This window comes from Vulcanococcus limneticus LL (assembly GCF_943369875.1).
Classification (GTDB): Bacteria; Cyanobacteriota; Cyanobacteriia; order PCC-6307; family Cyanobiaceae; genus Vulcanococcus; species Vulcanococcus limneticus_A.
In genome coordinates this window covers 311,509-337,019 of sequence record NZ_CALROT020000002.1, presented here as the reverse complement: position 1 = coordinate 337,019, position 25,511 = coordinate 311,509, and the positions used below count along the sequence as shown (strand labels likewise).

General features: G+C 67.0%; 20 protein-coding genes, 4 tRNA genes and 3 rRNA genes. 13 read left to right on the top strand and 14 right to left on the bottom strand.

The features are described from left to right. The first annotated feature begins 575 nt into the window (after positions 1–575). The 5 genes from ACLV7J_RS04395 (at position 576) to rrf (ending at position 6,230) form a co-directional block, all read left to right on the top strand. A 16S ribosomal RNA gene (locus ACLV7J_RS04395) occupies positions 576–2,061 on the top strand. Between the two features lie 321 nt (positions 2,062–2,382). Next, a tRNA-Ile gene (locus ACLV7J_RS04390) sits at positions 2,383–2,456 on the top strand. A 9-nt stretch (positions 2,457–2,465) separates the two neighbouring features. Then, positions 2,466–2,538 (top strand) — tRNA-Ala (locus ACLV7J_RS04385). 543 nt (positions 2,539–3,081) lie between these two features. After that, positions 3,082–5,957: ribosomal RNA gene (locus ACLV7J_RS04380) — 23S ribosomal RNA — on the top strand. Positions 5,958–6,113: 156 nt separating this feature from the next. Next, a 5S ribosomal RNA gene (rrf, locus tag ACLV7J_RS04375) occupies positions 6,114–6,230 on the top strand. Together the 16S, 23S and 5S rRNA genes with 2 tRNA genes alongside form the textbook arrangement of a ribosomal RNA operon. 237 nt (positions 6,231–6,467) lie before the next feature. Here the strand turns inward: rrf and ACLV7J_RS04370 are convergent. The 5 genes from ACLV7J_RS04370 to ACLV7J_RS04350 form a co-directional block, all read right to left on the bottom strand. Further along, positions 6,468–6,863 (bottom strand): DUF4440 domain-containing protein, encoded by a 396-nt coding sequence (locus ACLV7J_RS04370; RefSeq protein ID WP_411867883.1) that lies wholly within the window; start codon positions 6,861–6,863, stop codon positions 6,468–6,470. Continuing rightward, entirely contained in the window at positions 6,844–7,605 is a 762-nt protein-coding gene (mtnC, locus tag ACLV7J_RS04365; protein ID WP_411867882.1) for an acireductone synthase, read from the bottom strand. The genes ACLV7J_RS04370 and mtnC overlap by 20 nt, the downstream gene beginning before the upstream one ends. Before the next feature lie 202 nt (positions 7,606–7,807). Continuing rightward, positions 7,808–8,506: a methylthioribulose 1-phosphate dehydratase gene (gene mtnB, locus ACLV7J_RS04360; protein WP_411867881.1), complete on the bottom strand. Its 699-nt coding sequence runs from the start codon at positions 8,504–8,506 to the stop codon at positions 7,808–7,810. A gap of 25 nt (positions 8,507–8,531) precedes the next feature. Next, a complete protein-coding gene (locus ACLV7J_RS04355; protein ID WP_411867880.1) occupies positions 8,532–9,377 on the bottom strand; it encodes a DNA-formamidopyrimidine glycosylase in 846 nt (281 codons plus the stop codon). 309 nt (positions 9,378–9,686) lie between these two features. Continuing rightward, entirely contained in the window at positions 9,687–9,896 is a 210-nt protein-coding gene (locus ACLV7J_RS04350; RefSeq protein ID WP_087067987.1) for a photosystem I reaction center subunit IV, read from the bottom strand. 190 nt (positions 9,897–10,086) lie between these two features. Here ACLV7J_RS04350 and ACLV7J_RS04345 point away from each other — a divergent pair, with 190 nt between their 5' ends. Together ACLV7J_RS04345 and ACLV7J_RS04340 are read left to right on the top strand one after the other, a co-directional pair. After that, the gene (locus ACLV7J_RS04345; RefSeq protein ID WP_411867879.1) at positions 10,087–11,130 is read left to right on the top strand and encodes a hypothetical protein; all 1,044 of its coding nucleotides are present in this window, start codon (positions 10,087–10,089) and stop codon (positions 11,128–11,130) included. Between the two features lie 28 nt (positions 11,131–11,158). Next, entirely contained in the window at positions 11,159–12,703 is a 1,545-nt protein-coding gene (locus tag ACLV7J_RS04340) for a RecQ family ATP-dependent DNA helicase (RefSeq protein ID WP_411867878.1), read from the top strand. A gap of 12 nt (positions 12,704–12,715) precedes the next feature. Here the strand turns inward: ACLV7J_RS04340 and ACLV7J_RS04335 are convergent, their stop codons facing one another. From ACLV7J_RS04335 to ACLV7J_RS04305, 7 genes are all read right to left on the bottom strand, one after another. Continuing rightward, positions 12,716–13,816, bottom strand: a complete 1,101-nt coding sequence (locus ACLV7J_RS04335) for a LysM peptidoglycan-binding domain-containing protein (protein ID WP_411867877.1) — start codon at positions 13,814–13,816, stop codon at positions 12,716–12,718. Between the two features lie 118 nt (positions 13,817–13,934). After that, the gene (locus tag ACLV7J_RS04330; protein WP_411867876.1) at positions 13,935–15,308 is read right to left on the bottom strand and encodes an aldehyde dehydrogenase family protein; all 1,374 of its coding nucleotides are present in this window, start codon (positions 15,306–15,308) and stop codon (positions 13,935–13,937) included. Positions 15,309–15,329: 21 nt separating this feature from the next. After that, positions 15,330–16,124 (bottom strand): LysR substrate-binding domain-containing protein, encoded by a 795-nt coding sequence (locus ACLV7J_RS04325; RefSeq protein WP_411867875.1) that lies wholly within the window; start codon positions 16,122–16,124, stop codon positions 15,330–15,332. A 77-nt stretch (positions 16,125–16,201) separates the two neighbouring features. Beyond that, positions 16,202–18,277, bottom strand: a complete 2,076-nt coding sequence (locus ACLV7J_RS04320) for an ATP-binding protein (protein WP_411867874.1) — start codon at positions 18,275–18,277, stop codon at positions 16,202–16,204. After that, positions 18,274–18,855, bottom strand: coding sequence for a response regulator transcription factor (locus ACLV7J_RS04315; protein WP_411867873.1), 582 nt, complete (start codon positions 18,853–18,855; stop codon positions 18,274–18,276). Before ACLV7J_RS04315 ends, ACLV7J_RS04320 begins: the two co-directional genes overlap by 4 nt. A gap of 175 nt (positions 18,856–19,030) precedes the next feature. Then, a tRNA-Thr gene (locus tag ACLV7J_RS04310) sits at positions 19,031–19,102 on the bottom strand. Between the two features lie 10 nt (positions 19,103–19,112). After that, a tRNA-Tyr gene (locus ACLV7J_RS04305) sits at positions 19,113–19,194 on the bottom strand. 122 nt (positions 19,195–19,316) lie between these two features. On the opposite strand from ACLV7J_RS04305, the gene aroQ reads away from it, so the two are divergent. The 3 genes from aroQ to ACLV7J_RS04290 all read left to right on the top strand — a co-directional run bounded on the left by aroQ (position 19,317) and on the right by ACLV7J_RS04290 (position 21,801). Beyond that, the gene (gene aroQ / locus ACLV7J_RS04300; protein WP_411867872.1) at positions 19,317–19,763 is read left to right on the top strand and encodes a type II 3-dehydroquinate dehydratase; all 447 of its coding nucleotides are present in this window, start codon (positions 19,317–19,319) and stop codon (positions 19,761–19,763) included. Next, positions 19,760–20,449, top strand: coding sequence for a tRNA-(ms[2]io[6]A)-hydroxylase (locus tag ACLV7J_RS04295; RefSeq protein WP_411867871.1), 690 nt, complete (start codon positions 19,760–19,762; stop codon positions 20,447–20,449). The genes aroQ and ACLV7J_RS04295 overlap by 4 nt, the downstream gene beginning before the upstream one ends. A gap of 314 nt (positions 20,450–20,763) precedes the next feature. Continuing rightward, on the top strand, positions 20,764–21,801 hold the full coding sequence (locus ACLV7J_RS04290; protein WP_411867870.1) for a fatty acid desaturase: 1,038 nt from the start codon (positions 20,764–20,766) through the stop codon (positions 21,799–21,801). Positions 21,802–21,874: 73 nt separating this feature from the next. Here the strand turns inward: ACLV7J_RS04290 and ACLV7J_RS04285 are convergent, their stop codons facing one another. Continuing rightward, positions 21,875–22,420 carry a 1,2-dihydroxy-3-keto-5-methylthiopentene dioxygenase gene (locus ACLV7J_RS04285; RefSeq protein ID WP_411867869.1) on the bottom strand — a complete coding sequence of 182 codons (546 nt, stop codon included), beginning with the start codon at positions 22,418–22,420 and terminating at the stop codon, positions 21,875–21,877. 116 nt (positions 22,421–22,536) lie between these two features. Here ACLV7J_RS04285 and cobI point away from each other — a divergent pair, with 116 nt between their 5' ends. Both cobI and ACLV7J_RS04275 read left to right on the top strand, forming a co-directional pair. Further along, positions 22,537–23,247 (top strand): precorrin-2 C(20)-methyltransferase, encoded by a 711-nt coding sequence (cobI, locus tag ACLV7J_RS04280; protein ID WP_411867909.1) that lies wholly within the window; start codon positions 22,537–22,539, stop codon positions 23,245–23,247. Then, on the top strand, positions 23,244–23,903 hold the full coding sequence (locus tag ACLV7J_RS04275) for a DUF4079 family protein (RefSeq protein ID WP_411867868.1): 660 nt from the start codon (positions 23,244–23,246) through the stop codon (positions 23,901–23,903). Before cobI ends, ACLV7J_RS04275 begins: the two co-directional genes overlap by 4 nt. Positions 23,904–23,923: 20 nt before the next feature. Here ACLV7J_RS04275 and dusB read toward each other — a convergent pair whose 3' ends face one another. Next, a complete protein-coding gene (dusB, locus tag ACLV7J_RS04270) occupies positions 23,924–25,000 on the bottom strand; it encodes a tRNA dihydrouridine synthase DusB (protein WP_411867867.1) in 1,077 nt (358 codons plus the stop codon). A gap of 39 nt (positions 25,001–25,039) precedes the next feature. Between dusB and ACLV7J_RS04265 the strand changes: the two genes are divergently transcribed. Further along, positions 25,040–25,510, top strand: a complete 471-nt coding sequence (locus ACLV7J_RS04265) for a DUF1823 family protein (RefSeq protein WP_411867866.1) — start codon at positions 25,040–25,042, stop codon at positions 25,508–25,510. Position 25,511: the final 1 nt, after the last annotated feature.

Below are 25,511 nucleotides of genomic sequence, written 5' to 3'. Positions count from 1 at the left end.
TCTGAGGTGACTTACGACGAAGGAGGCGCGAGCCACCGGTGTTGTAAGTTCAAGAGGCGGTCGCGAGGCCGCTGAAACCGGAAGCCCGAGAGGGCGGAAGGAGCACCTGGACAACCGAAAAGTTTAGGAACTGACGCTTTCACTGCGTCATGTGGGTTCTGAAGCCTGAGTTTGCTGTTCCGAAAGGGAGGGTGACTTTAAGGGGTCAGGGTTCAGATGGCAGAAGTATGCAGTGAAGGTGTGAGGTCCCGTCAAAAATTTTAGCGGGATCTTCTGTTGGTGTTTTGGTTGTGCCCCTCACGAGGCGCGATCAATGGTGTGCCGATAGGAGAGACCTGCGACCGGATCTGAGATCCTGGAAAGTCACGAGAGATTGGTTGCGAAAGCGAACGAGATTTTAGTGCACTCTTTGAACGCTTCTGTCAGAGGAAGTGGCTCCAACTGCCAGGCCTACGCCAGTGGGTGCTGATGGGTGACGAGCAATTCAAATTGAGGTTACTGCTTGAGTTGGCTTGTGGTTGATTGCTTAATCGCGTTAATCGTTGGTTGATGAGGTAATCAAGAGGATTTGAACTACAACGGAGAGTTTGATCCTGGCTCAGGATGAACGCTGGCGGCGTGCTTAACACATGCAAGTCGAACGAACCTTCGGGTTAGTGGCGGACGGGTGAGTAACGCGTGGGAATCTGCCCTCAGGAGGGGGATAACGGTTGGAAACGACCGCTAATACCCCATATGCCGAGAGGTGAAATGAATTTCGCCTGAGGATGAGCCCGCGTCTGATTAGCTAGTTGGTGTGGTAATGGCGCACCAAGGCTTCGATCAGTAGCTGGTCTGAGAGGATGATCAGCCACACTGGGACTGAGACACGGCCCAGACTCCTACGGGAGGCAGCAGTGGGGAATTTTCCGCAATGGGCGAAAGCCTGACGGAGCAACGCCGCGTGAGGGATGAAGGCCTCTGGGCTGTAAACCTCTTTTATCAAGGAAGAAGATCTGACGGTACTTGATGAATAAGCCACGGCTAATTCCGTGCCAGCAGCCGCGGTAATACGGGAGTGGCAAGCGTTATCCGGAATTATTGGGCGTAAAGCGTCCGCAGGCGGCCTTGAAAGTCTGTCGTTAAAGCGTGGAGCTTAACTCCATTTCGGCGATGGAAACTACAAGGCTAGAGTGTGGTAGGGGCAGAGGGAATTCCCGGTGTAGCGGTGAAATGCGTAGATATCGGGAAGAACACCAGTGGCGAAGGCGCTCTGCTGGGCCATAACTGACGCTCATGGACGAAAGCCAGGGGAGCGAAAGGGATTAGATACCCCTGTAGTCCTGGCCGTAAACGATGAACACTAGGTGTCGGGGGAATCGACCCCCTCGGTGTCGTAGCCAACGCGTTAAGTGTTCCGCCTGGGGAGTACGCACGCAAGTGTGAAACTCAAAGGAATTGACGGGGGCCCGCACAAGCGGTGGAGTATGTGGTTTAATTCGATGCAACGCGAAGAACCTTACCAGGGTTTGACATCCTGCGAATCCCTTGGAAACGAGGGAGTGCCTTCGGGAGCGCAGTGACAGGTGGTGCATGGCTGTCGTCAGCTCGTGTCGTGAGATGTTGGGTTAAGTCCCGCAACGAGCGCAACCCACGTCTTTAGTTGCCAGCATTCAGTTGGGCACTCTAGAGAGACCGCCGGTGATAAACCGGAGGAAGGTGTGGATGACGTCAAGTCATCATGCCCCTTACATCCTGGGCTACACACGTACTACAATGCTACGGACAAAGGGCAGCAAACTCGCGAGAGCTAGCAAATCCCATAAACCGTGGCTCAGTTCAGATCGTAGGCTGCAACTCGCCTACGTGAAGGAGGAATCGCTAGTAATCGCAGGTCAGCATACTGCGGTGAATACGTTCCCGGGCCTTGTACACACCGCCCGTCACACCATGGAAGTTGGCCACGCCCGAAGTCGTTACTCCAACCCGTAAGGGAGGAGGATGCCGAAGGTGGGGCTGATGACTGGGGTGAAGTCGTAACAAGGTAGCCGTACCGGAAGGTGCGGCTGGATCACCTCCTAACAGGGAGACAATACCCGATCGTGATGTCTGAGTACTTTATTCTCAGGCCATGATCCTGTCATCTCTAGGTCGATCGGTACCTCAATGGATGAACGGCAAGACGACTGACCTGCCAGGGAGACCTGTCAGGGTAAGACGATCTGTGTCGATGAGTCTTTTCAGTTCCTAAACTTTGTCTAGGTCACCCCACAGGGTGTCAACCTGTCAACGGCAGTCAACGCCATCGGCCAAGGAATTCATCACGTCTCACGACGTGTGAGTGAATTGACTGATGAACTTGATTGGTATTGAGAGATTGAACCTAATGAGGAAGCAACTCCTGGGCCATTAGCTCAGGTGGTTAGAGCGCACCCCTGATAAGGGTGAGGTCCCTGGTTCAAGTCCAGGATGGCCCATTCGTGTTTGGGGGTTTAGCTCAGTTGGTAGAGCGCCTGCTTTGCAAGCAGGATGTCAGCGGTTCGAGTCCGCTAACCTCCATCTACCTTAACTGAAGCGCGTTTCCCCAAGGATGCGGAGTTGGATTCCGTGAACTGTGGTGTGTGATCGAGATCGGAGAAAGGGTTGGAGCGAAGACTTCAGCTTCTTTTCATGCCAAGTGGATGTCATTGCCCAAAGGGTGCAGTGCCAAAACTAATGGTTGAAAGGACGCTGGACTCAAGCCTGATCCAGGCGCTGCCTGGGCGGAAACGTCTCAGTCGTGCCTGCATCAGCTGCTGTTCAGCAGAACCTTGACAACTGCATAGGTAAGTCTGGAAAGATAAAGCATCTTGCAGATGCCCACATCTTGGATTCAAGTCGAGCAATCGATCATGGAATCAAGGTGTTGGGATTTCTGTTTCAAGAGCCGAGACCTTCCAGTGTTCTTCCCAAGCTGGACGCCTTAGGTGTTCCAAGGAGGGGAGTCTGATCTGGGAATTCCGGCGTTGTTCTGCTGAGGCTCTGCAAGGAGCTGAGGCAAGGGCAAGGCTGAGAATCCTGAGAGAATAGGCCTCAACAGCCTGAAGCACTGGGAGGATAATTGGTCAAGCTACAAAGGGCTCACGGTGGATACCTTGGCACACAGAGGCGATGAAGGACGTGGTTACCTGCGATAAGTCTCGGGGAGCTGGAAACACGCTTTGATCCGGGAATTTCCGAATGGGGCAACCCCTAGAACGGCTACCTGAATCCATAGGGTAGCTCGAGCCAACCCAGCGAACTGAAACATCTTAGTAGCTGGAGGAAAGGAAAGTAAAAACGACTCCCTGAGTAGCGGCGAGCGAACGGGGAAGAGCCTAAACCGATGGTTTCGACCATCGGGGTTGTGGGACAGCAACGTGGACCAGGGACGTTAGGAGAAGCGTTTGAATGGCGCGCCATAGCGGGTGAAAGCCCCGTATCCGAAAGCGAAACTGGCCTAGCTGTATCCCGAGTAGCACGGAGCACGTGAAATTCCGTGTGAATCTGCGAGGACCACCTCGTAAGGCTAAGTACTCCTGTGTGACCGATAGCGCAACAGTACCGCGAGGGAAAGGTGAAAAGAACCCCGGGAGGGGAGTGAAATAGAACATGAAACCGTGAGCTTACAAGCAGTGGGAGCCCGACTGATCGGGTGACCGCGTGCCTGTTGAAGAATGAGCCGGCGACTTATAGGCACTGGCAGGTTAAACCGGGAATGGTGGAGCCATAGCGAAAGCGAGTCTGAATAGGGCGATCGTCAGTGTTTATAGACCCGAACCCGGGTGATCTAACCATGGCCAGGATGAAGCTTGGGTGATACCAAGTGGAGGTCCGAACCGACTGATGTTGAAAAATCAGCGGATGAGCTGTGGTTAGGGGTGAAATGCCAATCGAACCCGGAGCTAGCTGGTTCTCCCCGAAATACGTTGAGGCGTAGCGTCTAGTGCTCCAGCAGGGGGGTAAAGCCACTGTTTCGGTGCGGGCTGCGAGAGCGGTACCAAATCGAGACAAACTCTGAATACCCTGTGTGTAACTAGGCAGTCAGACTGTGGGGGATAAGCTCCATGGTCGAAAGGGAAACAGCCCAGACCGCCAGCTAAGGTCCCCAAATCAATGCTGAGTGATAAAGGAGGTGGGATTGCCCAGACAACCAGGAGGTTTGCCTAGAAGCAGCCATCCTCAAAGGAGTGCGTAATAGCTCACTGGTCGAGCGATCCTGCGCCGAAAATGAACGGGGCTAAGCATTGTACCGAAGCTGCGGATTAAACTTGTTTAATGGTAGGGGAGCGTTCCATGTGGGGTGAAGCGTTAGCGTAAGCGGGCGTGGACTGCATGGAAGTGAGAATGTCGGCTTGAGTAGCGAAAACATGGGTGAGAATCCCATGCCCCGAAACCCTAAGGGTTCCTCCGGCAGGCTCGTCCGCGGAGGGTTAGTCAGGACCTAAGGCGAGGCCGAAAGGCGTAGTCGATGGACAACAGGTCAACATTCCTGTACCGATCATGTTTTGGGAAGGGGGACGGAGAAGGCTAGCCAAGCCAGATGTTGGTTACTGGTCCAAGCGTTCGAGGCGTTGAGAACCGGCGAAAACGGTTTGAGCTGAGGCGTGAGTGCGAGCTGCTACGGCAGCGAAGTTGGTGACGTCAAGCTTCCAAGAAAAGCCCTATACCCGTTAAGGCATGATTGCCTGTACCCGAAACCGACACAGGTGGGGTGGTAGAGAATACCGAGGGGCGCGAGGTAACTCTCTCTAAGGAACTCGGCAAAATGACCCCGTAACTTCGGGAGAAGGGGTGCCACCGCAAGGTGGTCGCAGTGAATAGGCCCAGGCGACTGTTTACCAAAAACACAGGTCTCCGCTAAGTCGCAAGACGATGTATGGGGGCTGACGCCTGCCCAGTGCCGGAAGGTTAAGGAAGTTGGTCAGCGAAAGCGAAGCTAGCGACTGAAGCCCCGGTGAACGGCGGCCGTAACTATAACGGTCCTAAGGTAGCGAAATTCCTTGTCGGGTAAGTTCCGACCCGCACGAAAGGCGTAACGATCTGGGCGCTGTCTCGGAGAGAGGCTCGGCGAAATAGAATTGTCTGTGAAGATGCGGACTACGTGCACCTGGACAGAAAGACCCTATGAAGCTTTACTGTAGCTTGGTATTGTGTCCGGGCTCTGAATGCGCAGGATAGGTGGGAGGCTTTGATCCATTGCTTGCGGGTGATGGTGAGCCAACGGTGAGATACCACTCTTTCAGAGCTAGGATTCTAACGGTCACCCGTTATCCGGGGACCGGACAGTATCTGGTGGGCAGTTTGACTGGGGCGGTCGCCTCCTAAAAGGTAACGGAGGCGCGCAAAGGTCTGCTCAGGCTGGTTGGAAATCAGCCGACGAGTGCAAAAGCAGAAGCAGGCTTGACTGTGAGACCTACAAGTCGAACAGGGGGGAAACCCGGCTTTAGTGATCCGACGGTTCTGAGTGGAAGGGCCGTCGCTCAACGGATAAAAGTTACTCTAGGGATAACAGGCTGATCTCCCCCAAGAGTTCACATCGACGGGGAGGTTTGGCACCTCGATGTCGGCTCATCGCAACCTGGGGCTGAAGTCGGTCCCAAGGGTTGGGCTGTTCGCCCATTAAAGCGGTACGCGAGCTGGGTTCAGAACGTCGTGAGACAGTTCGGTCCATATCCGGTGCATGCGCAGGAATATTGAGAGGATTTCTCCCTAGTACGAGAGGACCGGGAGGAACGCACCTCTGGTGTACCAGTTATCGTGCCAACGGTAAACGCTGGGTAGCCATGTGCGGAGTGGATAACCGCTGAAAGCATCTAAGTGGGAAGCCCACCTCAAGATGAGTATTCCCATGGCGTTAGCCAGTAAGGTCACGGGCAGAACACCCGTTGATAGGCTCTACGTGGAAGCGCAGTAATGTGTGAAGCGGAGGAGTACTAATAGACCGAGGGCTTGACCACATCAACGCTCTTGAAGCGACAAGAAGCAAGAGGCCTTGTCTTCCAGACGGGCACCGGCAGCTGCCTCGTCAGTCTGCAGGCGTTAGTACCTATGCAGTTCTCAGGGTTCACCTGGGAACAAGCTGACGGTTACTCCGATAAGGAGTGACTGTCTATCCTGGTGTCCATGGCGCTGTGGAACCACTCCGATCCATCTCGAACTCGGTTGTGAAACGCAGCAGCGGCGACAATAGTTGGGGGGTAGCCCCCCGCGAAAATAGCTCGATGCCAGGTAAAAACTTGTTCCTCCCCCAACCTGACCACCTTCCTTGAGGTGAGGCGTTCGGTTGGATCCTCAGTTCAGTCTTGTCAGCGTTGCTGGCCAGTCTGAGTAGATGACGAAAGAGCCACCCTGCGGGGTGGCTTTTTTGTGGCTTGTGGTCGGCGCTGGAGCCTCCGTGCCGGATTGCCGGGACTCCGGAGCTGCAGAGCTTTGCAGCCCCAGAGCCCAGGGCGAGCGAATCGTCCGCCTCAGGAGCGGTGCACGTGCACCTGCTTCCAGCGACCCTGCTGCTGTTGCCAGATCCGGGTTTCCGTGCAGCTGGCGGTGATCGGGTCTCCGTTGGCCAGTCTCTGGGTCAGACGCGTGTAGCTGACGACCACGGCGTCCTCCGCCAGCCAGCGCAGGTGGGGACGGGCCATGCTGACGTTGACAGGTGCAGGGGCGCTCTCGGCGTCCCCCGGCAACTCGAAGTAGTAGCGGTGGAAGGGCAGGCCCTCCGCGAGAACGCCGTTGGTCTCCGCTTCGAAGCAGCTGAGGTCGTCGGAGCAGAAGCTGGCATAGGTGTTCCAGTCACCGCGCACCACGCTTTGGAGCATGGCCTGGTTCACCGCCAGGATGTCGCGATCACGTGCGGAGCAGTCCATCGTCCAGGCTCAGGTGGCTGTAGGTGGTGATTCTCTCAAATCGGCCTGGATCGCGTGCCGGGTTGCCGTCCCGATCGCTGAACAGCACGGCCATCCCCGCCGTGTCGGCGGCTTCCAGCTCGGCCAGGGAGTCGCTCACGAACAGCACCTGCTCGGGGCTCGCTCCCATCGCTGCCGCGATGCTGCGGTAGCTCTCCGGCTGCTGTTTCAGGCCACTGCGGGTGTCGAACCAGTGCTGAAACAGCGCGCGCAGGTCTCCGGCCTGGCTGTGGCCATACAGCAGTTGCTGGGCCGGAACGGAACCCGAGGAGTACACCGCCAACACCATGCCCTGGCGGTGCCAACGGCTGAGGGCGTCGGGCACATCGGCATAGAGGGGCGCGATCAGATCACCGCTCGCATAGCCGCTCTGCCAGATCCTGCCCTGCAAGTCCTTGAGGGCCGTCAGTTTGATGTCGTGATCGATCAGCCATTCCAGGTAGGGCACCGCAGCACGGGCCTCGAGGGGGGCCTGGTCGGCCCGCAGCCGCTGGTGTAGCTCCACGGCCTCGCGCTCGTTATCAGCCGCCCAGGCTGAGTCCACGTCCTGGATCAGGGCCTGGATGGCTGGATCGGATCCGTGCTCGTCCAGATAGCGGCCCAACCGTTGGCGGGCGTAGGGAAATAGCACCTCGGCCACGAAGCTCACCGGGCAGGTGGTGCCCTCGATGTCCAGCAGCAGGTGGGTGATCACAGCGGCCATGGGAGACGGGGGAATGGGGAGATGACAGTGCGCCTGGGCAGGTGATGAGCGCGATGGTCTGATGGCTCTTCTGGGCCTTTGGTTCGAGTGGGCGTTCGCTGCCGAGGTGGCTCTGGGGCTCTGGCCCGAGGGGCTCCGCAGGGGCCTGAGGGTGCGGATGGCCTGGTCCAAGGCCTCGGGGCTGCAGCCAGCCCGGCCCCGATCAAGCGCCAGATGGCAGGGCCCCTCGGGCGGCCGCCGTCAGGCACTCCAGCAGCAGCTGGCGCCAGCGCTGCTCCAGCAGGAATTCCAGGATCTCCAGGTGGCGCACCGCCTCCGGCAGGTCCTGACCCCAGGCATAGAGGCCGTGGCCGGCGATCAGCAGCCCATGGGGCGCCGCCGGCAACAGGGGGCGGGCGGCGGCGGAGAGGCGCTGCAGGTCCTGGTCGTTGGGCAGCACCGGGATCGCCACCTGGGTGGCATGGGTGTGGACGCCGCGCAGTCCCTTCAGCATCTCCAGATCGCGCAGGTCCAGCTGGGCGGAGCTGTCGGTGTCGCCCGGGGACCTGGGCGTGCAGGCCCAGCCGGAGAGCAGGGTGCCGGCCTGGGAATGGGTGTGCAGCACCGCACCCGCGTCGCATTGCGCCACGATCTCCAGGTGCAGGGCCGTTTCGGCGCTGGCCTTGCCGGCCCCCTCGATCACCTGGCCCTCCCCGTTCACCAGGATCAGCTCGCCGGGTTGGACGCTTCCCTTGTCGACGCCGCTGGGAGCCATCAGCAACTGCAGGGGATCGCGCTGGACCACGCAGCTGAAGTTGCCGCCGGTGCCATCGCACCAGCCGCGGCGATGGATGGCGGCCATGGCCTGGGTGAGGGCCGGAGCCAGGGCCTGGTTCACGGCGGAATGCGCGGTTGAAACCATCGAATCACGCCACGGCCTGCAGCCGTCAGGCCTGGCAGCTGGGACACCAGTGGCTGCTGCGGCCGCCCAGCTTGTCGCGGCGGATCGGGGTGCCGCACTGGCGGCAGGGTTCACCCCCCCGGCGGTAGACCCAGGCCGCGTTGCCGTAGTTGCCGTTGGTGCCGGTGAGGTCGCGGAAGTCGCTGAAGGTGGTGCCGCCCACGCCGATGCTGATGGTGAGCACCTCCACCAGAGCCCGGTGCAGTCGCTCCAGCTGCTGGCGGTTCAGCCGGCCGCTGGGGGTCTGGGGGGCGATGCCGCTGAGGAACAGCGATTCGTCGGCGTAGATGTTGCCAACTCCGGCCACCAGGGCCTGATCGAGCAGGGCGCTCTTGATCGGCCGGCTGGAGCCGGCCAGCTTCGCCTGGAGGTAGGCCGCACTGAAGCTGGTGGCGAAGGGCTCCGGCCCCAGGCGCTTCAGGCCTGTGATCACGGTCTCCAGCGGCTGGCCCGGCGGCACCCACCACATCTCGCCGAAGCTGCGGGTGTCCACGAAGCGCAGTTCCTGGCCCTCCGGGTTCCAGAAGCGCACCCGCGTGTGGCGGCAGGGCTCCCCCCCATCGTTCAGCCAGAGGAACTGCCCGGTCATGCGCAGGTGCACGCCCCAGTGGCCGGCGTCCTCGCCGTCGCGCTGAAGCGTGGCCATCAGATATTTGCCGCGGCGCCGCCAGGTCTGCACGGTGCAGCCCTCAAGGGCGGCGCGGAAGCCGGTGGGATCCGGCGGGGCGGCGATGGCCCGGGCCCGCAGCACCTCCACCCGCGCGATGGGGAACCCCGTGACCTGGCGCTCGAGGCCGCGGCGCACGGTCTCCACTTCGGGCAGTTCGGGCACGGGGGCTGGGCCGCTGGCCGGCTCAGATTGCCATGGCCCCTGGCGGCTCCTGGGTGGGACGCCCTGGTGGGCCGGTGGGCGCGTGCGTCAGGAGAGATCCAGGGGTGGCGGCGGCCGGCAGCTTGGGGAAAGCACGAAAAAACCCGGCCTGCTGACAGGCCGGGCGGGGATGTGGAGACTTGGCTCGGCCGTTGTGAGTGCGGAAGCGCTCTGTGCTGCCTGCGCAGGCCTGAGGCGTTGAGTCAGATCCCCAGCGGCCGGAGCCACTGGGCTCAGTGACGAGGCTGAAGCCGGTGGGCCTGATGGCGCTCAGGCCTTCTCGAGCTCGGCTTCGGCGAAGTTGTTGGTGTTGATGCCGCCTTCGGAACCGCTGTAGCCGTTGTAGTTCACCTTCTCGAAGCGCACCACCACCGGGTAGCGGATGCCGGAGGTGTCGACGGACGCGACGGTGCCGACTTCGTTGAACCAGTACGACTCGGGACGCTTGATGCGCACCTTGTCGCCGCGGGAGATGGCCATCGCTGCGCTGAAGAGGTGTGGCTGTCAGAGTGAATGTACCTGGGTTGTGTGGGGGCTGTAGACGGGCCGTCACGAAACGTCGTTGCCGGGACCGGACGCCGCTCCAGCACCCCGTGGAGGCCGGTGCCCCAGGCGATCTCGCCCCGCCAGGGCGCCTGCGTGGCACGATCGAGCTCCCTGCCGCCAGCCCATGGTCGAGGCCCCGACCTTCAGCCTTGAGCTGCCCGATCCGGAGAGCGACAGCATCAGCTCCATGGAGTTCCTGGCCCGGATCGAGGAGGCCTGGGCCGTGTGTGACCGCTTCGACCTGCAGACCGAGATCTGGCGCGGCCGCATCCTCAAGGCGGTGCGGGATCGGGAGCGGCGCGGCGGCGAGGGCCGCGGCACGGGCTTTCTGCAGTGGCTGCGGGAGCAGGAGATCAGCAAGACCCGCGCCTACGCCCTGATCCAGCTCGCCGAGGCCGCCGACGAGCTGGTGGGGGAGGGCCCCCTGGAGCAGGCCAGCGTCAACAATTTCTCCAAGCGGGCCTTCATGGACACGGCCCAGGCCGACCCCGAAGTGCAGCTGATGATCAGCGAGGCCGCCAACGACGGCGTGCAGATCACCCGCAAGCAGGTGCGCCAGCTGAGTGATGAGTTCACGGCTGCCACCAGCCCCCTGCTGCCCGAGGAGATCCGCCAGCGCACCGCCGCCAACCTGCTGCCCCCCCGGGCCGTGGCGCCCCTGGTGAAGGAACTGGCCAAGCTGCCCGAGGAGCAGCAGGAGGACCTGCGCCAGGTGCTGCGCGATGAGCCCGAGCTGGAGCGGGTCAAGGACGTGACCAGCACCGCCCGCTGGCTGAGCAAGGCCGCCGAGGCGGGCCTGGCGGTGCGGGCCTTCCAGCAGGGCAACCTGGATCTGGAGAAGGCGATGCAGGAGGCCCTGCGCCTCGACGCCCTCGGGCTGCTGGCCGATGCGGTGGGCCAGGCCCAGGCCCTGGAGAGCGCGGTGCTGCGGCTGCACACCAGCTGGCGGCGGCTCAACGGCCTGCAGGAGCGCCTCTGGGTCGAGAGCGGCAGCAGCACCCCCCACCTGCGGGAGCTGCTCACCCTGCTGCAGACCCTCAGCGGCAACACGATGCGGGTCTCCCTGGGGGAGCTGGCCGGGGGCAAGCGGGTGCGGCTGCAGATCGTGGAGGAGGCGCCCGACCAGCTCGAGGCCCCGCCGATTCCCGTCACGGCCCACGCCGGTTAAGGTCGCCCCGACGACCGTCGGCGGATGGGTGGCGCGCGCAGGGAACCAGACCGCCGCCGCCCCGCCTGACCCGCTGGAGGAGGCCCTGCAGGCCCACTTCGGCTGGTCGAGCTTCCGGCCCGGCCAGCGGCCGGTGGTGGAGGCGATGCTCCAGGGCCGTGACTGCCTGGCGGTTCTGCCCACCGGTGGTGGAAAGTCGCTCTGCTATCAGCTGCCGGCCCTGGTGCGCCAGGGGCTGGTGCTGGTGATCTCGCCCCTGGTGGCCCTGATGCAGGACCAGGTGCTGCACCTGCAGCGCCGCGGCATCCCGGCCGCCAGCCTGCACCGGGGCCTGGATCCGGCCAGCCGCCGCCAGCTGCTGGAGCGCGTGCGGCAGAACCGGCTGCGGCTGCTCTACATCGCGCCGGAGCGGCTTCAGCTGGAGGCCACCCGCCGGCTGCTGGAGGAGATCCAGGACCAGGGCCAACTCGTGGCGGTGGCGGTGGATGAGGCCCATTGCATCAGCGCCTGGGGCCACGACTTCCGCCCCGACTACCGGCGCCTGGGGGAGCTGCGGCGCCTCTGCCCCGGGGTGCCCCTGGTGGCCCTCAGCGCCACCGCGGCGCCGCGGGTGCGGGCCGACCTGATCCGCCTGCTGGAGCTGCGCCGGCCCCTGATCCAGGTGCGCTCCGCCCGCCGCGACAACCTCTCCTACGCCATGCGCCGGCGCCCCCAGGACCCCCTGCCGGAGGTGCTGGCGGCCCTGGAGCGGGCCCGTGGTGCCGTGCTGATCTATGCCCGCACCCGCCGCTCGGTGGAGGCCTGGGCCCGGCGGCTGTCCGAGGCGGGCATCGCCGCGATCGCGTATCACGCCGGCATGGATCCGGAGAGCCGCTCCCTGGCCCTGGCCCACTTCCAGGAGCATCCCGCCCCGGTGCTTGTGGCCACCGTGGCCTTCGGCATGGGGGTGGACCGGCCGGATGTGGGCCTGGTGCTGCACCTGGATCTGCCCGCCAGCGCCGAGGGCTACCTGCAGGAGTCGGGCCGGGCCGGGCGCGACGGGCTGCCGGCCGACTGCCTCGTGCTGTTCGATCCGGAGGACCGCACCAGCCTGGGCTGGGCGATTCGCCTGGGCGGGCAGCAGGCCGGGGAGGCCGCGGCCGCCGATCCGCTGCGGCTGGAGCTGGCCCAGCAGCAGCTGCGCCGCATGGAGGGCGTGGCGGAGGGCCCCGGCTGCCGCGAGCAGGCCCTGCTGCTGGCGGTGGGGGAGCTGGTGCCCCCCTGTGGCCGCTGTGATCGCTGCACCAGCCGGCCGGCCCTGCAGGACTGGTCGGAGCAGGCGGCCCAGGTGCTGGGGCTGCTGGAGCAGCGCAGCGGCGTGGACCTGCGCAGCCTGGCCGACGAGCTGGCGGCAGGCCCTTCAGAGCCGGGGGTGGAGCCGGGGGGCGAAGGGGACCGCTGGCGCTGGCTGGCCCGGCGGCTGGTGCAGGAGGAGCTGCTGAGTGAGAGCGACGACGGCAGCCAGCGGCTCTGGCTCAGACCTGCCGGCCGTCGCTTTCTGCGCCAGCCCTGGCCGCTGCGGTTGGCAGCCTGAGCCTGAGGCCCCTCAGCTGCCCCGGCTGCGGCAGAGGTCGTTGAGCAGCTGGGTCTCGAACTCGCTCTGGGGCGCATCCCAGCTGCGCCAGGCCCCGGACTGGCCGGTGGCATTGATGCGGCGGGCGCTGCAGTTCACGGCCAGGTAGAGGGGCTGCCCCTCGCTGTTGAGGCTGGGCGTCACGAAGCTGCCGCCCATGGTCTGCCAGTTGGCCCAGTCCACCTGCAGGGGGCCGTAGGTGCGCCAGTCCGGCTTGGCGGGCGCGGCGCTGGGTTTGGTGCTGGTGGTGGTCTGCGGGGCTCTGGCGGCCACCACCACGGGCTGGGTCACCGGCTGGCTGCTGACCGGTTTGGCGCTGGCGGTCGCGGTCGTGGTGCTGGGCCTGGGAGCGACTGGCTTGGCGGCAGGTTTGGCCGCTGGAGCCGCCGCCACGGCGGTGGCCCTCCGCGCCGTGCTGCTCGGCTTGGCAGCGGGCTTGGCGGTGGCCGTGGCGGTGCCCGTGGTGCCCCGCAGCCGGAGGCTGGTGCCTGCCACCAGCTGATCCGGCTTGCTCAGGCCGTTGAGGGCCACCAGCCGCTCCTGGGGAATGCCGTAGAGGTCGGCGATGCCGGAGAGGGTGTCGCCGGGCTGCACCTTGTGCTCCTTGGCCGCTCGGTTGACGGCGGGCTTGGCACTGGCGGTACGGCTGCCGGTCGCTGCGGTACGCGCCCCGGCGCCCGGCACGGTGATGCGGCTGCCGGCCCAGAGGTCCTTGCCGTCCTTGAGGCCATTGACCTGGAGCAGGCGCTCCACCGACACGTTGTAGCGCTCCGCGATTTCGGAGAGGGTCTCGCCGGGCTTCACGGTGTAGTTGCCCGCTCCCCGGCTGCCGCTGGCGGTGCTGCCGCCCGGGGCGCCGGGCACCTGGATGCGGCTGCCGGCCCAGAGGTCCTTCGGGTCCTTGAGGCCATTGAGCTGCAGCAGCCGCTGCACCGACACGCCGTAGCGCTCGGCGATCTCAGAGAGGGTTTCGCCCGGCTTCACCACCACCTCGCCCGCCAGGGACGGCAGGGGCAGCAGCAGGGCCAGGGCCAGGGCCAGGGCGGCGCCAAGCGGGCGGAGGGTGCAACCCATGGGGCGGACGATCGGCTGGGAGAACCTTAAGGAGATCCCAGCCCGGCGCCAGTGCCGATAAGGCACGGAAATGTTCCAGGCCGCCGCTCCAATGCGGCTTGATCCTGGTTGGAAGGGCTCAGCCCAGCAGCCGACGCAGCAGCGGCAGGCGATCGCCATAGGGGGCGTAGCGCAGGGGCAGATCCAGCCAGAACGGTCGCCGCAGCACGCTGCGCTGGTGGGAGAAGGTGTCGAAGCCGGCCTTGCCGTGGTACGCGCCCATGCCGCTGGCCCCCACGCCGCCGAAGGGCAGCTCGGGCACCCCCACATGCATGATCACGTCGTTGATGCAGACGCCCCCGGAACTGGTGCGCTCCAGGAGCTGCTCCTGGGCCAGACCCTGCTGGGAGAACAGGTACAGCGCCAGGGGTTTGGGGCGCTGGTTAATCAGGGCGATGGCCTGATCCAGGTGGGCCACGCTCAGCACCGGCAGCAGCGGACCGAACAGCTCCTCCTGCATCAGCGGATCGTCGGGGCTCTCCACCTGGATCAGGGTGGGGGCGATGCGTCGGCGCTCGGCATCGCTCTGGCCGCCCCAGAGAATCTGCCCCCGCTGGCGCGCCCCCTCCAGCAGCCCCGACAGCCGCTGGAACTGGGCAGCGTTCACGATCGAGGCCAGGTCGGGGGACGCCAGGGGATCGCTGCCGAAGCAGGCCTCGATGCGCTCCCCCATGAGCCGCAGCAGCTGCTCCCGGACGCTCTCCTGCACCAGCAGGTAGTCCGGGGCGATGCAGGTCTGGCCGGCATTGAGGGCCTTGCCCCACACCAGCCGCCGGGCGGTGACGGCCAGATCGGCATCGGCCAGCACCACCGCCGGACTCTTGCCCCCCAGTTCCAGGGTGACCGGCGTGAGGTGGTCGGCCGCGGCGGCCAGCACCAGCCGGCCCACGCGCTCGCCGCCGGTGAAGAAGATGTGGTCGAAGCGCTGTTCCAGCAGCTCGGCGGCCACCTGGCCATCCCCTTGCACCACCTGCACGGTGTGGGGCGGGAAGGCCGCGGTGATCAGCTCGGCGATCAGCGCCGCGGTGGCCGGAGCGTGCTCGGAGGGCTTCAGCACCGCCGTGTTGCCGGCAGCCAGCGCGCTCACCAGCGGCTGGATCGTGAGGTGGAAGGGGTAGTTCCAGGGGCCGATGATCAGCACGCAGCCCAGCGGTTCGCTGATCACCTCCGCCCGGCCCGGCCGCTGGCTCAGGGGCACCCCCACCCGCCGGGGGGCCATCCAGCGCCGCAGCTGGCGGCGGGTGAGCCGCAGCTCCTGCTGCACCGCCACCAGCTCGAAGTAGGCCTCCACCGGCGGCTTGCCCAGGTCGGTGGCGAGGGCCTGCAGCACCGCATCGGCTCGCTCCTGCACGGCCTGTTCCAGTCGCTGCAGTTGCTCCAGCCGCCAGGCGAGGGGGCGTGTGCGGCCGTCACTCACCGGCTGGCGCAGGCTGGTGATGGGGGGGGTGAGCATGGGGTGGGGGCTGGGAAGAGTTCAGCCGCTCCAGTCCAGGCCAGGGAGGGCTTCGAAGTGGCGGCGATAGCCCGCCCGGATGGCCTGGATCAGCTGATCGATGGCGGCGCAGGAGAGCAGCTCCGTCCGCACCAGGATCACATCACTGCCGCTCCGCTGGCTGGTCCAGGGCAGGGGCTCCAGGGGGCGCACCCGTTGCAGGGCTTGCAGCCGCAGGGGTGAGAGGCAGAACAGCGGGTTGGGGCGGGGGCCTGGGGTCTCAGGATCCTGAACCAGCGGGTAGGCCAACAGCTGTTCAGCGCTGAGGGGGCCCATGCCCTGCAGCGGGTGATGCGGATCGGCGGCCAGCAGCAGCCGGTAGCGCACCAGGGGCACAGCCGTCAGTGGGCCGCCGGCGGGTGGTCGCTCCGCCGCCTCCACAACGGCCAGATCCAGCACCCGCTGCTCCAGCAGCGCCGCGGTGCGCTGCCCCCCCACCCAGTGGCGCTCAAGGGCGGGCGGCAGCACCGGAGGCTCCCCGCGCTGCAGGGGGCCATTGCCAGGGTGACCCACCCAGCGCAGCTCGCTGGGCTGCTGATGGAGCCGCAACCACTGCGACGACTGCCTCAGTCCGTCGAGCAGGGCCTGGTTCGCCCCGGCGCGGTAGAGGCCGTCGCGTTGCTTGCCGAAATGGAGGCCCAGGCGGTTGCTCACCTGCCGGTAGATGCGCGACACCGAGCTCTGATCCCGCTGGGTCCACTGCGCCACCGCGGTGGTGTTGGGGGTGATCTCCAGCAGATCGATCACCGGCAGGCCATCCAGAAGGATGTCGGGCATGGCGTGCCCGGGGGGCAAGGAATATGTGAAATCTGCATGGCCAGGTGGGGCGATTCCAATCCCCACCAGTGGGTAGATCAGCGGGCGGTGAAGCGCAGCTCCACCAGGGCTCCTCCCTGCTCGCTCCGGCCCAGATCCATGCATCCGTGGTGGTTTTGCATGGTGGTACGCACCACGAACAGCCCCAGGCCGCTGCCCTCGGCCTTGGTGGTGTGCAGCGGTGCGGCGTCGGTTTCATCGCCCCGGAAGCCCGGTCCGTTGTCGGCCACGGCCAGTACCCAGTGCGCGCCGTGCCGGCTCAGGCTGATGCCGATCCAGGGATCCTGAACGTCGGCCTCCACCAGGGCCTCGCAGGCATTGCGCAGCAGGTTCACGATGGCGATCTGGATCTGGGCCCCATCCCCCTCAATCCAGGCGGGGCTGGGCGACGGCCTCTCAAGGTTGCTGCTGTCGAGGCCCAGGCGAGCGGCCCCTGTGGCGGAGCGGGCGTAGAGCACGGCGCTCAGGGCCACCTCGCGCAGGTCGATGGGCCGATGCTCTGTCTGCACGTTCCGCAGCAGCGTGCGCATCTTTTCGATGGTGAGCACCACCCGCTGGGCCTCGCTGCTGATGTTCTCCAGCTGTTGGCGCCAGGCCTGCGGCAGCCCCGTGCCCTCCGGGCTCTGGGTGCTCTGCTGGAGCAGCAGCTGGCTGTTCAGCAGCACGACGCTGAGGGGTTGGTTGATCTCGTGGGCCACCGCGGCGGCCTGCAGGCTGCTGCTGAGCTTGTCCTTCAGCAGGGCCAGGGTCTGGGCATCCCGGTAGCGCTCGCGCTCCATCAGCCGCCGCCGTTCGGTGGTGAGGGCGTTGAACTGCTCCACCAGCTGGGTCATGGCGCCATCGAGCGACACCACCTCCTCCCCTGCGCTGCGGGAGACGCCGCTCACAAAGGCCAGATCGTCGCGACTGCCGCTGCCCAGGCTGTCGCTCAGCCGCGCAGACGCCCCCTCCAGCTGGCGCAGCGGCTGCAGCAGGCCGCGGATCTGGCGGTTGGTGAGCAGCACCGCCAGGCCCAGGGCTGCCGCCGAGAACAGCAGGGCCACCAGGGCGGCGCGCTCGGTGCTGGTGGTGCTGGGATCGGCGGCCAGGGCCGTGAGCAGCACCCACTGGAGGCCCTCCTCACTGCCCCAGGGGGTAGCGGCGACCGTGTACTGGCGATGGCCAAGGCTGATGCGCTGCGGCCGGGCCTGCGGCTGCAGGGCGTTGGCGCGGATCTGGCTCCGGCCGTCAGGCCCCCGTTCGGCATAGCGGTCTGCCAGGGCCTGCGCGAGCGGATCCTTGAGGTCGAGGAGGCTGGATCGGCGGGTGCTGCCCCCCGAGTGGATGAGGGTGTCGCTGGGCCGTGAGCTGGCCACCAGCAGGCCGCTGGGCTCCACGATCAGGGCCAGACCCTGCCGCTGCCGCCACACGCTCTCCAGCCAACTGCTCAGGTGGCTGAGCACCACGTCAACACCCACCACCCCCTTGAGTTGGCGGCCAGGGCCCAGAACCGGCGCGTTGTAGGAGATCGAGAAGACCTCCGGCTGGTCTTCCCAGGCGTAGATGGAGCTCCAGCTGGGCTTACCAGCCCGAACTGTGTCCACGTACCAGGCCTCCATGTGGAAGGGCTCCATGGCCGGGATCCGTTCCAGCCGTTGGCCGCGTTCGCCCTGGGGCCCCATCGCATAGACGCTCATGGCCCCGCGCCCGCTGCGGGAGGAGTCCTCGTTGAGCCGCAGGGCGCCGCTGGCCGTGCGCTCCAGACCCAGGAACTCTCCATTGGCGGTGCCGACGTTGATGTAGTCGACCGGGAACACCTGCATCTGGCGCCAGAAGGTCTGGGTGAGCCGCGGCAGGTTGAGCCCATCGGCATGGTCCTGCTGCAGTTCCAGCAGATTGAGCGCGTTGATCCAGAGGGGGTAGTTGAGCTTGCGGGAGAGGCGGGTGGAGAGCTCCACCACCGAGGCGTTCTGTCGGTAGGCCTCGCTGAGCTGAAGCCCGCTGCGGCGCCCCAGGGCAAAGCTGAGGGCGCTGAGGCTGCCGGCCACCAGCAGCAGTTGCAGGGCGCTCACCAGGGCGAGGCGGCTGCTCAGGCTCTGGGGCCACCACGACCTGGCCGGCTGTTGTGGCGTCATGATCCGGCACCCATGTCGACGTTGCCCAGCAGGGCGGCCTGGCGGATCAGTTCGGCGCCACTGATGCCCAGTTTCTGGGCAATGGCCTTGCGGTGGGTTTCCACTGTGGCCAACGCCAGGCCGGTGGCACCGGCGATCTCCTTGTTGGTGAGGCCCTGGCCGATCAGGCCGTAGACCTGTCTCTGGCGGGGTGTCAGGGTCGGGCGGGGCTGGCCCAGCAGGTCCTGCAGCACTGCCTGCAGCTGACTGAAGGCCGCGGTCTTGTCCACAACCCCACAGATCAGCGGCTGGAGCCGGCTGGGACAGATGAAGCTGGCGGCCTGGCCCGAGAGCACCACCACCTTGGCGCTCGGGTTGCACACGGCCAGGGTTGCGGCCACAACCAGGCCATCCCCATCGGGCAGGCAGAGATCGAGGATGAGCAGATCGATGGGCTCGCTCTGGCATAGCGCCAGGGCTTCCGCCTGGCTGGTGGCCGTGGCGGCAATGCTGAGGCCAGGAATGGCCTGCAGCATCGAACAGAGCAGCTGCAGAACCATCAGCTGGTCTTCGACGATCAGGCAGCGCAGCGCTGTCACGGGCACGGTCCCCGTCGGCGTCTCTGAGTCTCGTGGATCCCGGCGTCTAGTGGCAGCCGCCTCTCCTAGGCGTGACACAAGATGCAGGGGAGGGGTCGTGCCCAATCCGGATAGTTAGCCCGAAATGGCGACCAGGATGCGACGCAGATTTATGGAGCTGTTGCTTCTGATTGAAAGCCCTTGACGAGACTTGAACTCGTGACCTCTCCCTTACCAAGGGAGTGCTCTACCGCTGAGCTACAAGGGCATGTGGAAGGTGGGCCGGGTTGGATTTGAACCAACGTAGGCAGAGCCAGCGGATTTACAGTCCGCTCCCATTAACCACTCGGGCACCGACCCGAACCACACCCCAAGAATTTACCAGCCGGCGGTGCCGCCCTCCCCTGGGGTGTCAGGGCCGGGGCGGCCGGGTGCCCTGCCTACGATGGTTCCAGTGGTGCCCGGCTGGCCGGCGCTTCCCCATGCGCGTGCTGCTGCTCAACGGCCCCAACCTCAACCTGCTGGGGACCCGCGAGCCCGGGCTCTACGGCGCCAGCACCCTCGCCGACATCGAGGCGGCCCTGCAGGGCCAGGCCGCGGACCTGGGGGTGGAGCTCAGCTGCTTCCAGAGCAACCACGAGGGGGCCCTGGTGGACCGTATCCACGCCGCCCGGGGCCAGGCCGACGGGATCCTGATCAACGCCGGCGCCTACACCCACACCTCGATCGCCCTGCGGGATGCCCTGCTGGGGGTGGCGATTCCCTTTGTGGAGCTGCACCTGAGCAACACCCACGCCCGTGAGCCCTTCCGTCACCACTCCTATCTGGCCGATCAGGCCCTGGGCGTGATCGCCGGCTTCGGCCCCACCAGCTATCGCCTGGCCCTGGAGGGACTGGTGGCCCAGCTGCGCGCCCGGGCTGCCCGATGAGCGCCGCTTCCCTGCAGGCGGCCCCCGCCAGTCCCACCGCCCGGGTGAAGTGGCTGGCCGCCGCCAGCAGTGCGGCCTGGCTGGAGCAGGCCATCGCCCACCCCGAGCTGGTGCTGATCGACCACGCCCACTGCGAGCGCAAGGCGGCCGGCGTGGCCCTGCAACTGATGTTCCGCTACCCCTCCGATGAAGGGTTGGGCGCGGCGCTCAGCCCCCTGGCACGGGAGGAGCTGGAGCATTTCGAGCAGGTGCTGCAGCTGCTGCAGCGGCGCGGCCTTGCCCTCAGGCCACTGCCCGCCCCGGCCTATGGGGCCAGCCTCACGGCGGCGGTGCGCCGCGGAGAGCCCGAGCGGATGCTGGATTCCTTCCTGGTGGCCGGCCTGATCGAGGCCCGCAGCCACGAGCGCATGGCCCTGCTGGCGGCCCACAGCCCCGACGCCGAGCTGCGCGCGCTCTACGGCGAGCTGCTGGCCAGCGAAGCCCGTCACTTCGGCCTCTATTGGCTGCTGTGCGAAGAGCGCTACGGGCGGGAGGTCACGGTGGCGCGGCTGCAGGAGCTGGCAGCGGTGGAGGTGGAGGCCTTGAGCGGCGTTCTGGCCCGCCCGGAGGAGGTGCGGATGCACTCCGTGGGCGTGGACCTCGCTGGCTCGGGCACTCCTGAGCGGTGCGCTGAGGAGCTGCGCTGATCTCCAGAGGGGTGGTTCACCATCCCTGAGTGGCGTTGGTGGTGCCTCGTGCCCGGGCCCGGCGACCGTTCGTTAAGGTCGCCTGGATTGTTTCGTTTTACGAAGCGTTCTCTCCCCATGCGGCAGCTGCATTGACCCGACCCGTCTCCCTGTCTTCCCGGTCGCTGCATCAAGACTCTGGCCCTGCGCTCCTGGGCCTGCCGCCGAACCCGTCCCCTCCGTCAACGGCCTATCCCAGCAAGGCCCAGCTGCTGGCCTGCCTTCCCCCTGAGCTGCTTCGCATCAGCCCCGTGCGGGCCTGGGGCAGCCTGGCGATGTCGCTCGGCCTGTCGCTGCTGGCCTACGGCCTCGGCACCCAGATTCCCCTGCAGCTCAGCGCCGCCCCCCTCTGGCTGCTCTACGCCGTGGTCACGGGCACGGTGGCAGGGGGCTGCTGGGTCCTGGCCCATGAATGTGGCCACCACGCCTTCCATCCCAACCGCCGCGTGGAGGCGGTGGTGGGCTTCGTGCTGCACAGCCTGCTGCTGGTGCCCTACTTCACCTGGCAGCGCAGCCACGCGGTGCACCACGCCAACTGCAACCACCTCGAAGGCGGCGAGACCCATGTGCCCCCCCGTGCCGATGCTCCCGGGGGCCGGATCGTGGCGGGCCTCAGCCGGCGGCTCGGGCCGCAGTTGTTCGGAACCCTGGCTCTGATCACCCATCTGCTGGTGGGTTGGCCGCTGTACCTGCTGTTCGGGGTGGCCGGCGGTGAGGACTACGGCGCACCCACGTCCCACTTCTGGAACGCGGCGCCCTTCCGCAACGGCCGACGGGTGCTGTTCCCGGAGTCGTTTCGGCGCCCGATGCTGATCTCGAATCTGGGCGTGCTGGCGATGCTGCTGGCCCTCGGACTGGCTGCTCTGCAGTTCTCCCTGGCCCGGGTGCTCTGCGTGTATGGCCTTCCCTACCTGGTGATCAACGCCTGGCTGGTGGGCTACACCTGGCTGCAGCACACGGACACCGACATCCCCCATTTCTCCTCCGCGGAGTGGACCTGGGCCAAGGGGGCCCTGCAGACGGTGGATCGCCCCTATGGCCCGCTGCTGAACCTGCTCCACCACGGCATCGGCTCCACCCATGTGTGCCATCACATCAACCCCGCGATTCCGCACTACAACGCCTGGGAGGCCACCGCGCTGCTCAAGCAGCGGTTCCCCGATCTGGTGCGCTACGATCCCACCCCGATTCATCGGGCCCTGTGGCGGGTGGCGACCCGTTGTTCGGTGGTGCGGCAGGAGGCTGCAGGCGGTGGATTCTTCTATCAGCCGCAGCTGGCCACCCAGGGCGCGGGAGCTCAGGGGGCAGGCTGAGCCCCCGGCGTGGAGACCCCGCGCCAACCGATCATCCGTGGGCTGTGCGCTGCGGCGCCTGGCCCCGATGGGATCAGTCCAGGAGCGGGAAGCGCTCCGCAATCGGATCGCCGGTGAACTGGGCCACCCAGCCGGCGGGGTTGTCGAAGAAGCGGATCGCCGTGAACTGCGGTGCGCTGCCCATGTCGAACCAGTGCTGGGTGCCGGCGGGAACCCGCAGGAAGTCGCCCGCCTCACAGAGCACCTGCAGCACCTCGTCGCCGATGTGCAGGCAGAACAGGCCGCGGCCCTCCACGAAGAAGCGCACCTCGTCTTCGGAGTGGGTGTGCTCGGAGAGGAACTTCTGGCGGAAGGCCTCCCGATCGGGATGGTCGGGGGTCATGCGGATCGCATCCACCGTCGGGTAGGTGCCGCTGGCCTGGACCCGGGCGATGGCGTCGGCGTAGGCCGCCAGGATCTCGGCCGGCTCGGCGGTGGCGCTCAGCGTGGCAGGGGTCTGCCAGCGCTCGAAGCCGATGCCCCGCTCGGCCAGGAGCGCCGCGATGGCCGCCGGGTCGTTGCTGCTCAGGCTGGGGAGCGCCGCGCCGCCGCCGGCCGGGTAGATCGCCAGATGGCTCAAGGCATCGGTGCCGAGGGGGCTCCAGCCTAGAAAGGGGGCCCCTGGCGTGACCGCCCCTGGAGACCACCCCGTTGCCGCCGCTACAGCCCGCCGCCGCCCAGCCCGGCGTGGTGCTGGTGGGCGTGGGCCCCGGCGATCCGGAGCTGCTCACCGTGGCGGCGGTGCGGGCGATCGCGGCCGCCACGCTGGTGGCCTACCCGGTGGCGCGGCCCGAGGCCGAGGGCATGGCGGCGCGGATCGCCGCCCCCTGGATCCGCCCCGACCAGCGGCGCCTGCCCCTGGTGTTCCCGATGGTGAGCGAGGCGGATCCCCGCCGGGCGGCCTGGCACGCCGCCGCCGACGCCCTGGCCTCCGCGGCGGCGGCCGGGGAGGTGGTGGTGCTGCTCTGCGAGGGCGATGCGTCGCTCTACGCCAGTGCCTCCTATGCCCTGCTGGCCCTGCTGGAGCGCCATCCGGGCTGTCCCGTGCGGGTGATCCCCGGGATCACGGCAGTGGCGGCAACGGCGGCGGCGGGCCGTTGGCCCCTGGCCCTGCAGCAGGACGCCCTGCTGATCCGCCCCACCCCCGAGACCCCCGAAGTGTTCGAGGCCCTGCTGGCCCAGGCCGGCCGGGAGGACACCGTGCTGGCCCTGCTCAAGCTCGGCCATCGCTGGAGCTGGGTGCGCCCCCTCCTGGAGGCCGCCGGCCTGCTCGACGCCGCCCTGTTCGGCCAGCGGGTGGGCTGGCCCGACCAGCTGCTGGCCCCGGCGGCGGCGGTGCCGGCCGACGAGCAGCCTTACTTTTCCCTGTTGTTGATCCGGCAGTGCTGGCCGAAGGTGCTGCCATGACCCTCCCCGCCCTGAGTCCCCTTGCCTGGGCCGCCCTGCTGCACCCGGTGGTGGTGATCCTGTTCGTGTATCCGGTGGTGGGCGCCACGATCCGGCTGGGGATCCTGGTGCGGGAGCAGCGCCTCGGCATCACCCAGCAGCCGGCCCTAGTGCCGGTGGAGCACGCCGACCACGGCCGCTCGGTCACCACCGGGGTGGTGGTGGCGGTGCTGATCGCCCTGGTCTGGTGCTTCGCGGCGGCCTGGCTCGATCCCCTGCGGGGGCTGACGGGCGGTCCGCTGCGGCTGCTGCAGCTGGCCCTGGTGGCGGCGGCGGCCCTGGCCAGCTGCCTGCTGCTCTGGCGGGTGAAGCACCCGGCCCTGCGGGCGGTCTTCGGCCTGCTGGCCTGGGCCGCCCTGCTCAGCCTGGGCACGCAGCCGGAGATTCCCCGCCTCAGCGACAACCCCTTCCACACCGACTTCTGGCGCTCCCACGGCTGGAGCGGCCTGCTGCTGAGCGGCCTGCTGCTGTTTTCCATGGCGGCCAAGCCCGAGATCCAGTCCTCGCCGCGGATGCGCCGCCTGCACGTGGCGCTGGCGTTCCTGGTGGCGCTGCTGCTGGCGGTGCAGGCGATCACCGGCAGCCGCGACCTGCTGGCCCTGGGCCTCGGCGGCTAAGGGGTCAGGCCTGGGGCCAGTCAGCCTGCGGCCGTGAGCTCCGCCTCGGTCCGCTGCAGCAGCGCCAGGGCCTCGGCCGGGGTGGGGGCCCGCATCAGGGCATGGCGCAGCTGGGGGGCGCCGGGGAAGCCCTGGCAGGTCCAGCCCATGTGCTTGCGGGCGATCAGCAGGCCGTGGTCGCCCTTGGCGGCCACCAGCGCCTGCAGCTGCTCGGCCGCCAGCTGCACCCGCTCCCGGGCCCCGGGGGTGGGGGGCACGGGCCGGCCGCTGAGGGCCGCATCGATCTGACCCACCAGCCAGGGGGCGCCCATGCTGCCCCGGCCCACCATCACCCCGTCGGCGCCGGTGCGCTCCAGGCAGCGGCGAGCCTGCTCGGGGCTGGTCACATCGCCGTTGGCGATCACGGGGATGCGCAGCTGCCGCTTCACCGCGGCGATGGCCTCCCAGTCGGCCTGGCCCTTGAAGCCCTGCTCGCGGGTGCGGCCGTGCAGGGTGAGGGCCTGGGCGCCGGCGTTCTGCAGGCTGGTGGCAAAGGCCACGGCCACCTCGGGCAGCGAGGGGTCGCCGGCGGCGCCGCACCAGCCCAGCCGCGTCTTCACCGTGACCGGAATCGCCACGGCCTCCGCCACCGCCGCCACGATCCGGGCCGCCAGCTCGGGCTCGCGGATCAGGCCGCTGCCGCCGCCCTTCCTGGCGATCTTGCGCACCGGGCAGCCCATGTTGATGTCGATCAGGAAGGCGCCGGCCGCCTCGGCCCGCCGGGCCGCGTCCGCCATGGCGGCGGGGCGGTGATCGAACAGCTGCACCCCGATCGGCCCGCTTTCGCTGGCCAGCTCCTCCACCTTCTGGGTGCCGAAGCCCAGCTCCAGGCTGGTGGCGTTCACCATCTCGGTGAACAGCAGCGCATCGGGGGCCCAGCGCCGCACCAGCCCTCGGAAGATCCGATCGCTCACCCCCGCCAGCGGCGATTGCAGCACCCGGCAGCGCAGCTGGCGCGGTGTGCCCCGGCCGGGCAGCAGCAGCGGGTCAGAGAGGCTGGCCGGGGTGGGGTCCGGGGCCGTGGCCGAGAGCGCCTCGGGGGTGGAGATCAGGGGCATCGTGGCGCCATTCTGGTTTACTCCAGGCCGCCCGCCCCCGTGACCGCCGCCGCCACGCCCGTCGCCTACCCCCTGAGCCGTGCGCTGCTGGAGGTGGTGCTGGCCGATCGCGTCAGCGACCGCTTCGTGGCTGAGCTGATTTGGCCGCGCCTGGGCTACGCGCCCGATGGCTCCGGCACCTGGAGCGCGGGCCCGGCGACGGGCGACGCCTGGCGGGAGTCCTTCCCCCTCGCCCCCCAGGTGATCGCCGAGCGACCCGCCAGCGTGGCCCTCACCCGCTCGATCGCCAAGGAGCACAAGCAGCTGCTCAAAGAGCAACTGGGCTTTGCGGGGTATCGGATCGGCGAGCTCTACCCGCGCCGCACCCGCCGCGCCACCGCCGTGAACTGGCTGCTGGCCCATCTGGCCGAGCGCGGCGAGCCCCTGCCGGAGTCGGGCCCGCTGCCGCCGCTGCTGGAGGCCCCGGCGGATCCGGTGGGCGGCCACCCCGGCGATCTGCCGATCTCCTGAG

What these genes read in the sequence shown, in the direction of transcription:
- ACLV7J_RS04370 (WP_411867883.1), bottom strand. Translation starts at nt 6,863, where the DNA reads ATGGACTGCTCCGCACGTGATCGCGACATCCTGGCGGTGAACCAGGCC.
- mtnC (WP_411867882.1), bottom strand. Translation starts at nt 7,605, where the DNA reads ATGGCCGCTGTGATCACCCACCTGCTGCTGGACATCGAGGGCACCACC.
- mtnB (WP_411867881.1), bottom strand. Translation starts at nt 8,506, where the DNA reads ATGGTTTCAACCGCGCATTCCGCCGTGAACCAGGCCCTGGCTCCGGCC.
- ACLV7J_RS04350 (WP_087067987.1), bottom strand. Translation starts at nt 9,896, where the DNA reads ATGGCCATCTCCCGCGGCGACAAGGTGCGCATCAAGCGTCCCGAGTCG.
- ACLV7J_RS04345 (WP_411867879.1), top strand. Translation starts at nt 10,087, where the DNA reads ATGGTCGAGGCCCCGACCTTCAGCCTTGAGCTGCCCGATCCGGAGAGC.
- ACLV7J_RS04335 (WP_411867877.1), bottom strand. Translation starts at nt 13,816, where the DNA reads ATGGGTTGCACCCTCCGCCCGCTTGGCGCCGCCCTGGCCCTGGCCCTG.
- ACLV7J_RS04330 (WP_411867876.1), bottom strand. Translation starts at nt 15,308, where the DNA reads ATGCTCACCCCCCCCATCACCAGCCTGCGCCAGCCGGTGAGTGACGGC.
- ACLV7J_RS04325 (WP_411867875.1), bottom strand. Translation starts at nt 16,124, where the DNA reads ATGCCCGACATCCTTCTGGATGGCCTGCCGGTGATCGATCTGCTGGAG.
- ACLV7J_RS04320 (WP_411867874.1), bottom strand. Translation starts at nt 18,277, where the DNA reads ATGACGCCACAACAGCCGGCCAGGTCGTGGTGGCCCCAGAGCCTGAGC.
- aroQ (WP_411867872.1), top strand. Translation starts at nt 19,317, where the DNA reads ATGCGCGTGCTGCTGCTCAACGGCCCCAACCTCAACCTGCTGGGGACC.
- ACLV7J_RS04295 (WP_411867871.1), top strand. Translation starts at nt 19,760, where the DNA reads ATGAGCGCCGCTTCCCTGCAGGCGGCCCCCGCCAGTCCCACCGCCCGG.
- ACLV7J_RS04290 (WP_411867870.1), top strand. Translation starts at nt 20,764, where the DNA reads ATGTCGCTCGGCCTGTCGCTGCTGGCCTACGGCCTCGGCACCCAGATT.
- ACLV7J_RS04275 (WP_411867868.1), top strand. Translation starts at nt 23,244, where the DNA reads ATGACCCTCCCCGCCCTGAGTCCCCTTGCCTGGGCCGCCCTGCTGCAC.
- dusB (WP_411867867.1), bottom strand. Translation starts at nt 25,000, where the DNA reads ATGCCCCTGATCTCCACCCCCGAGGCGCTCTCGGCCACGGCCCCGGAC.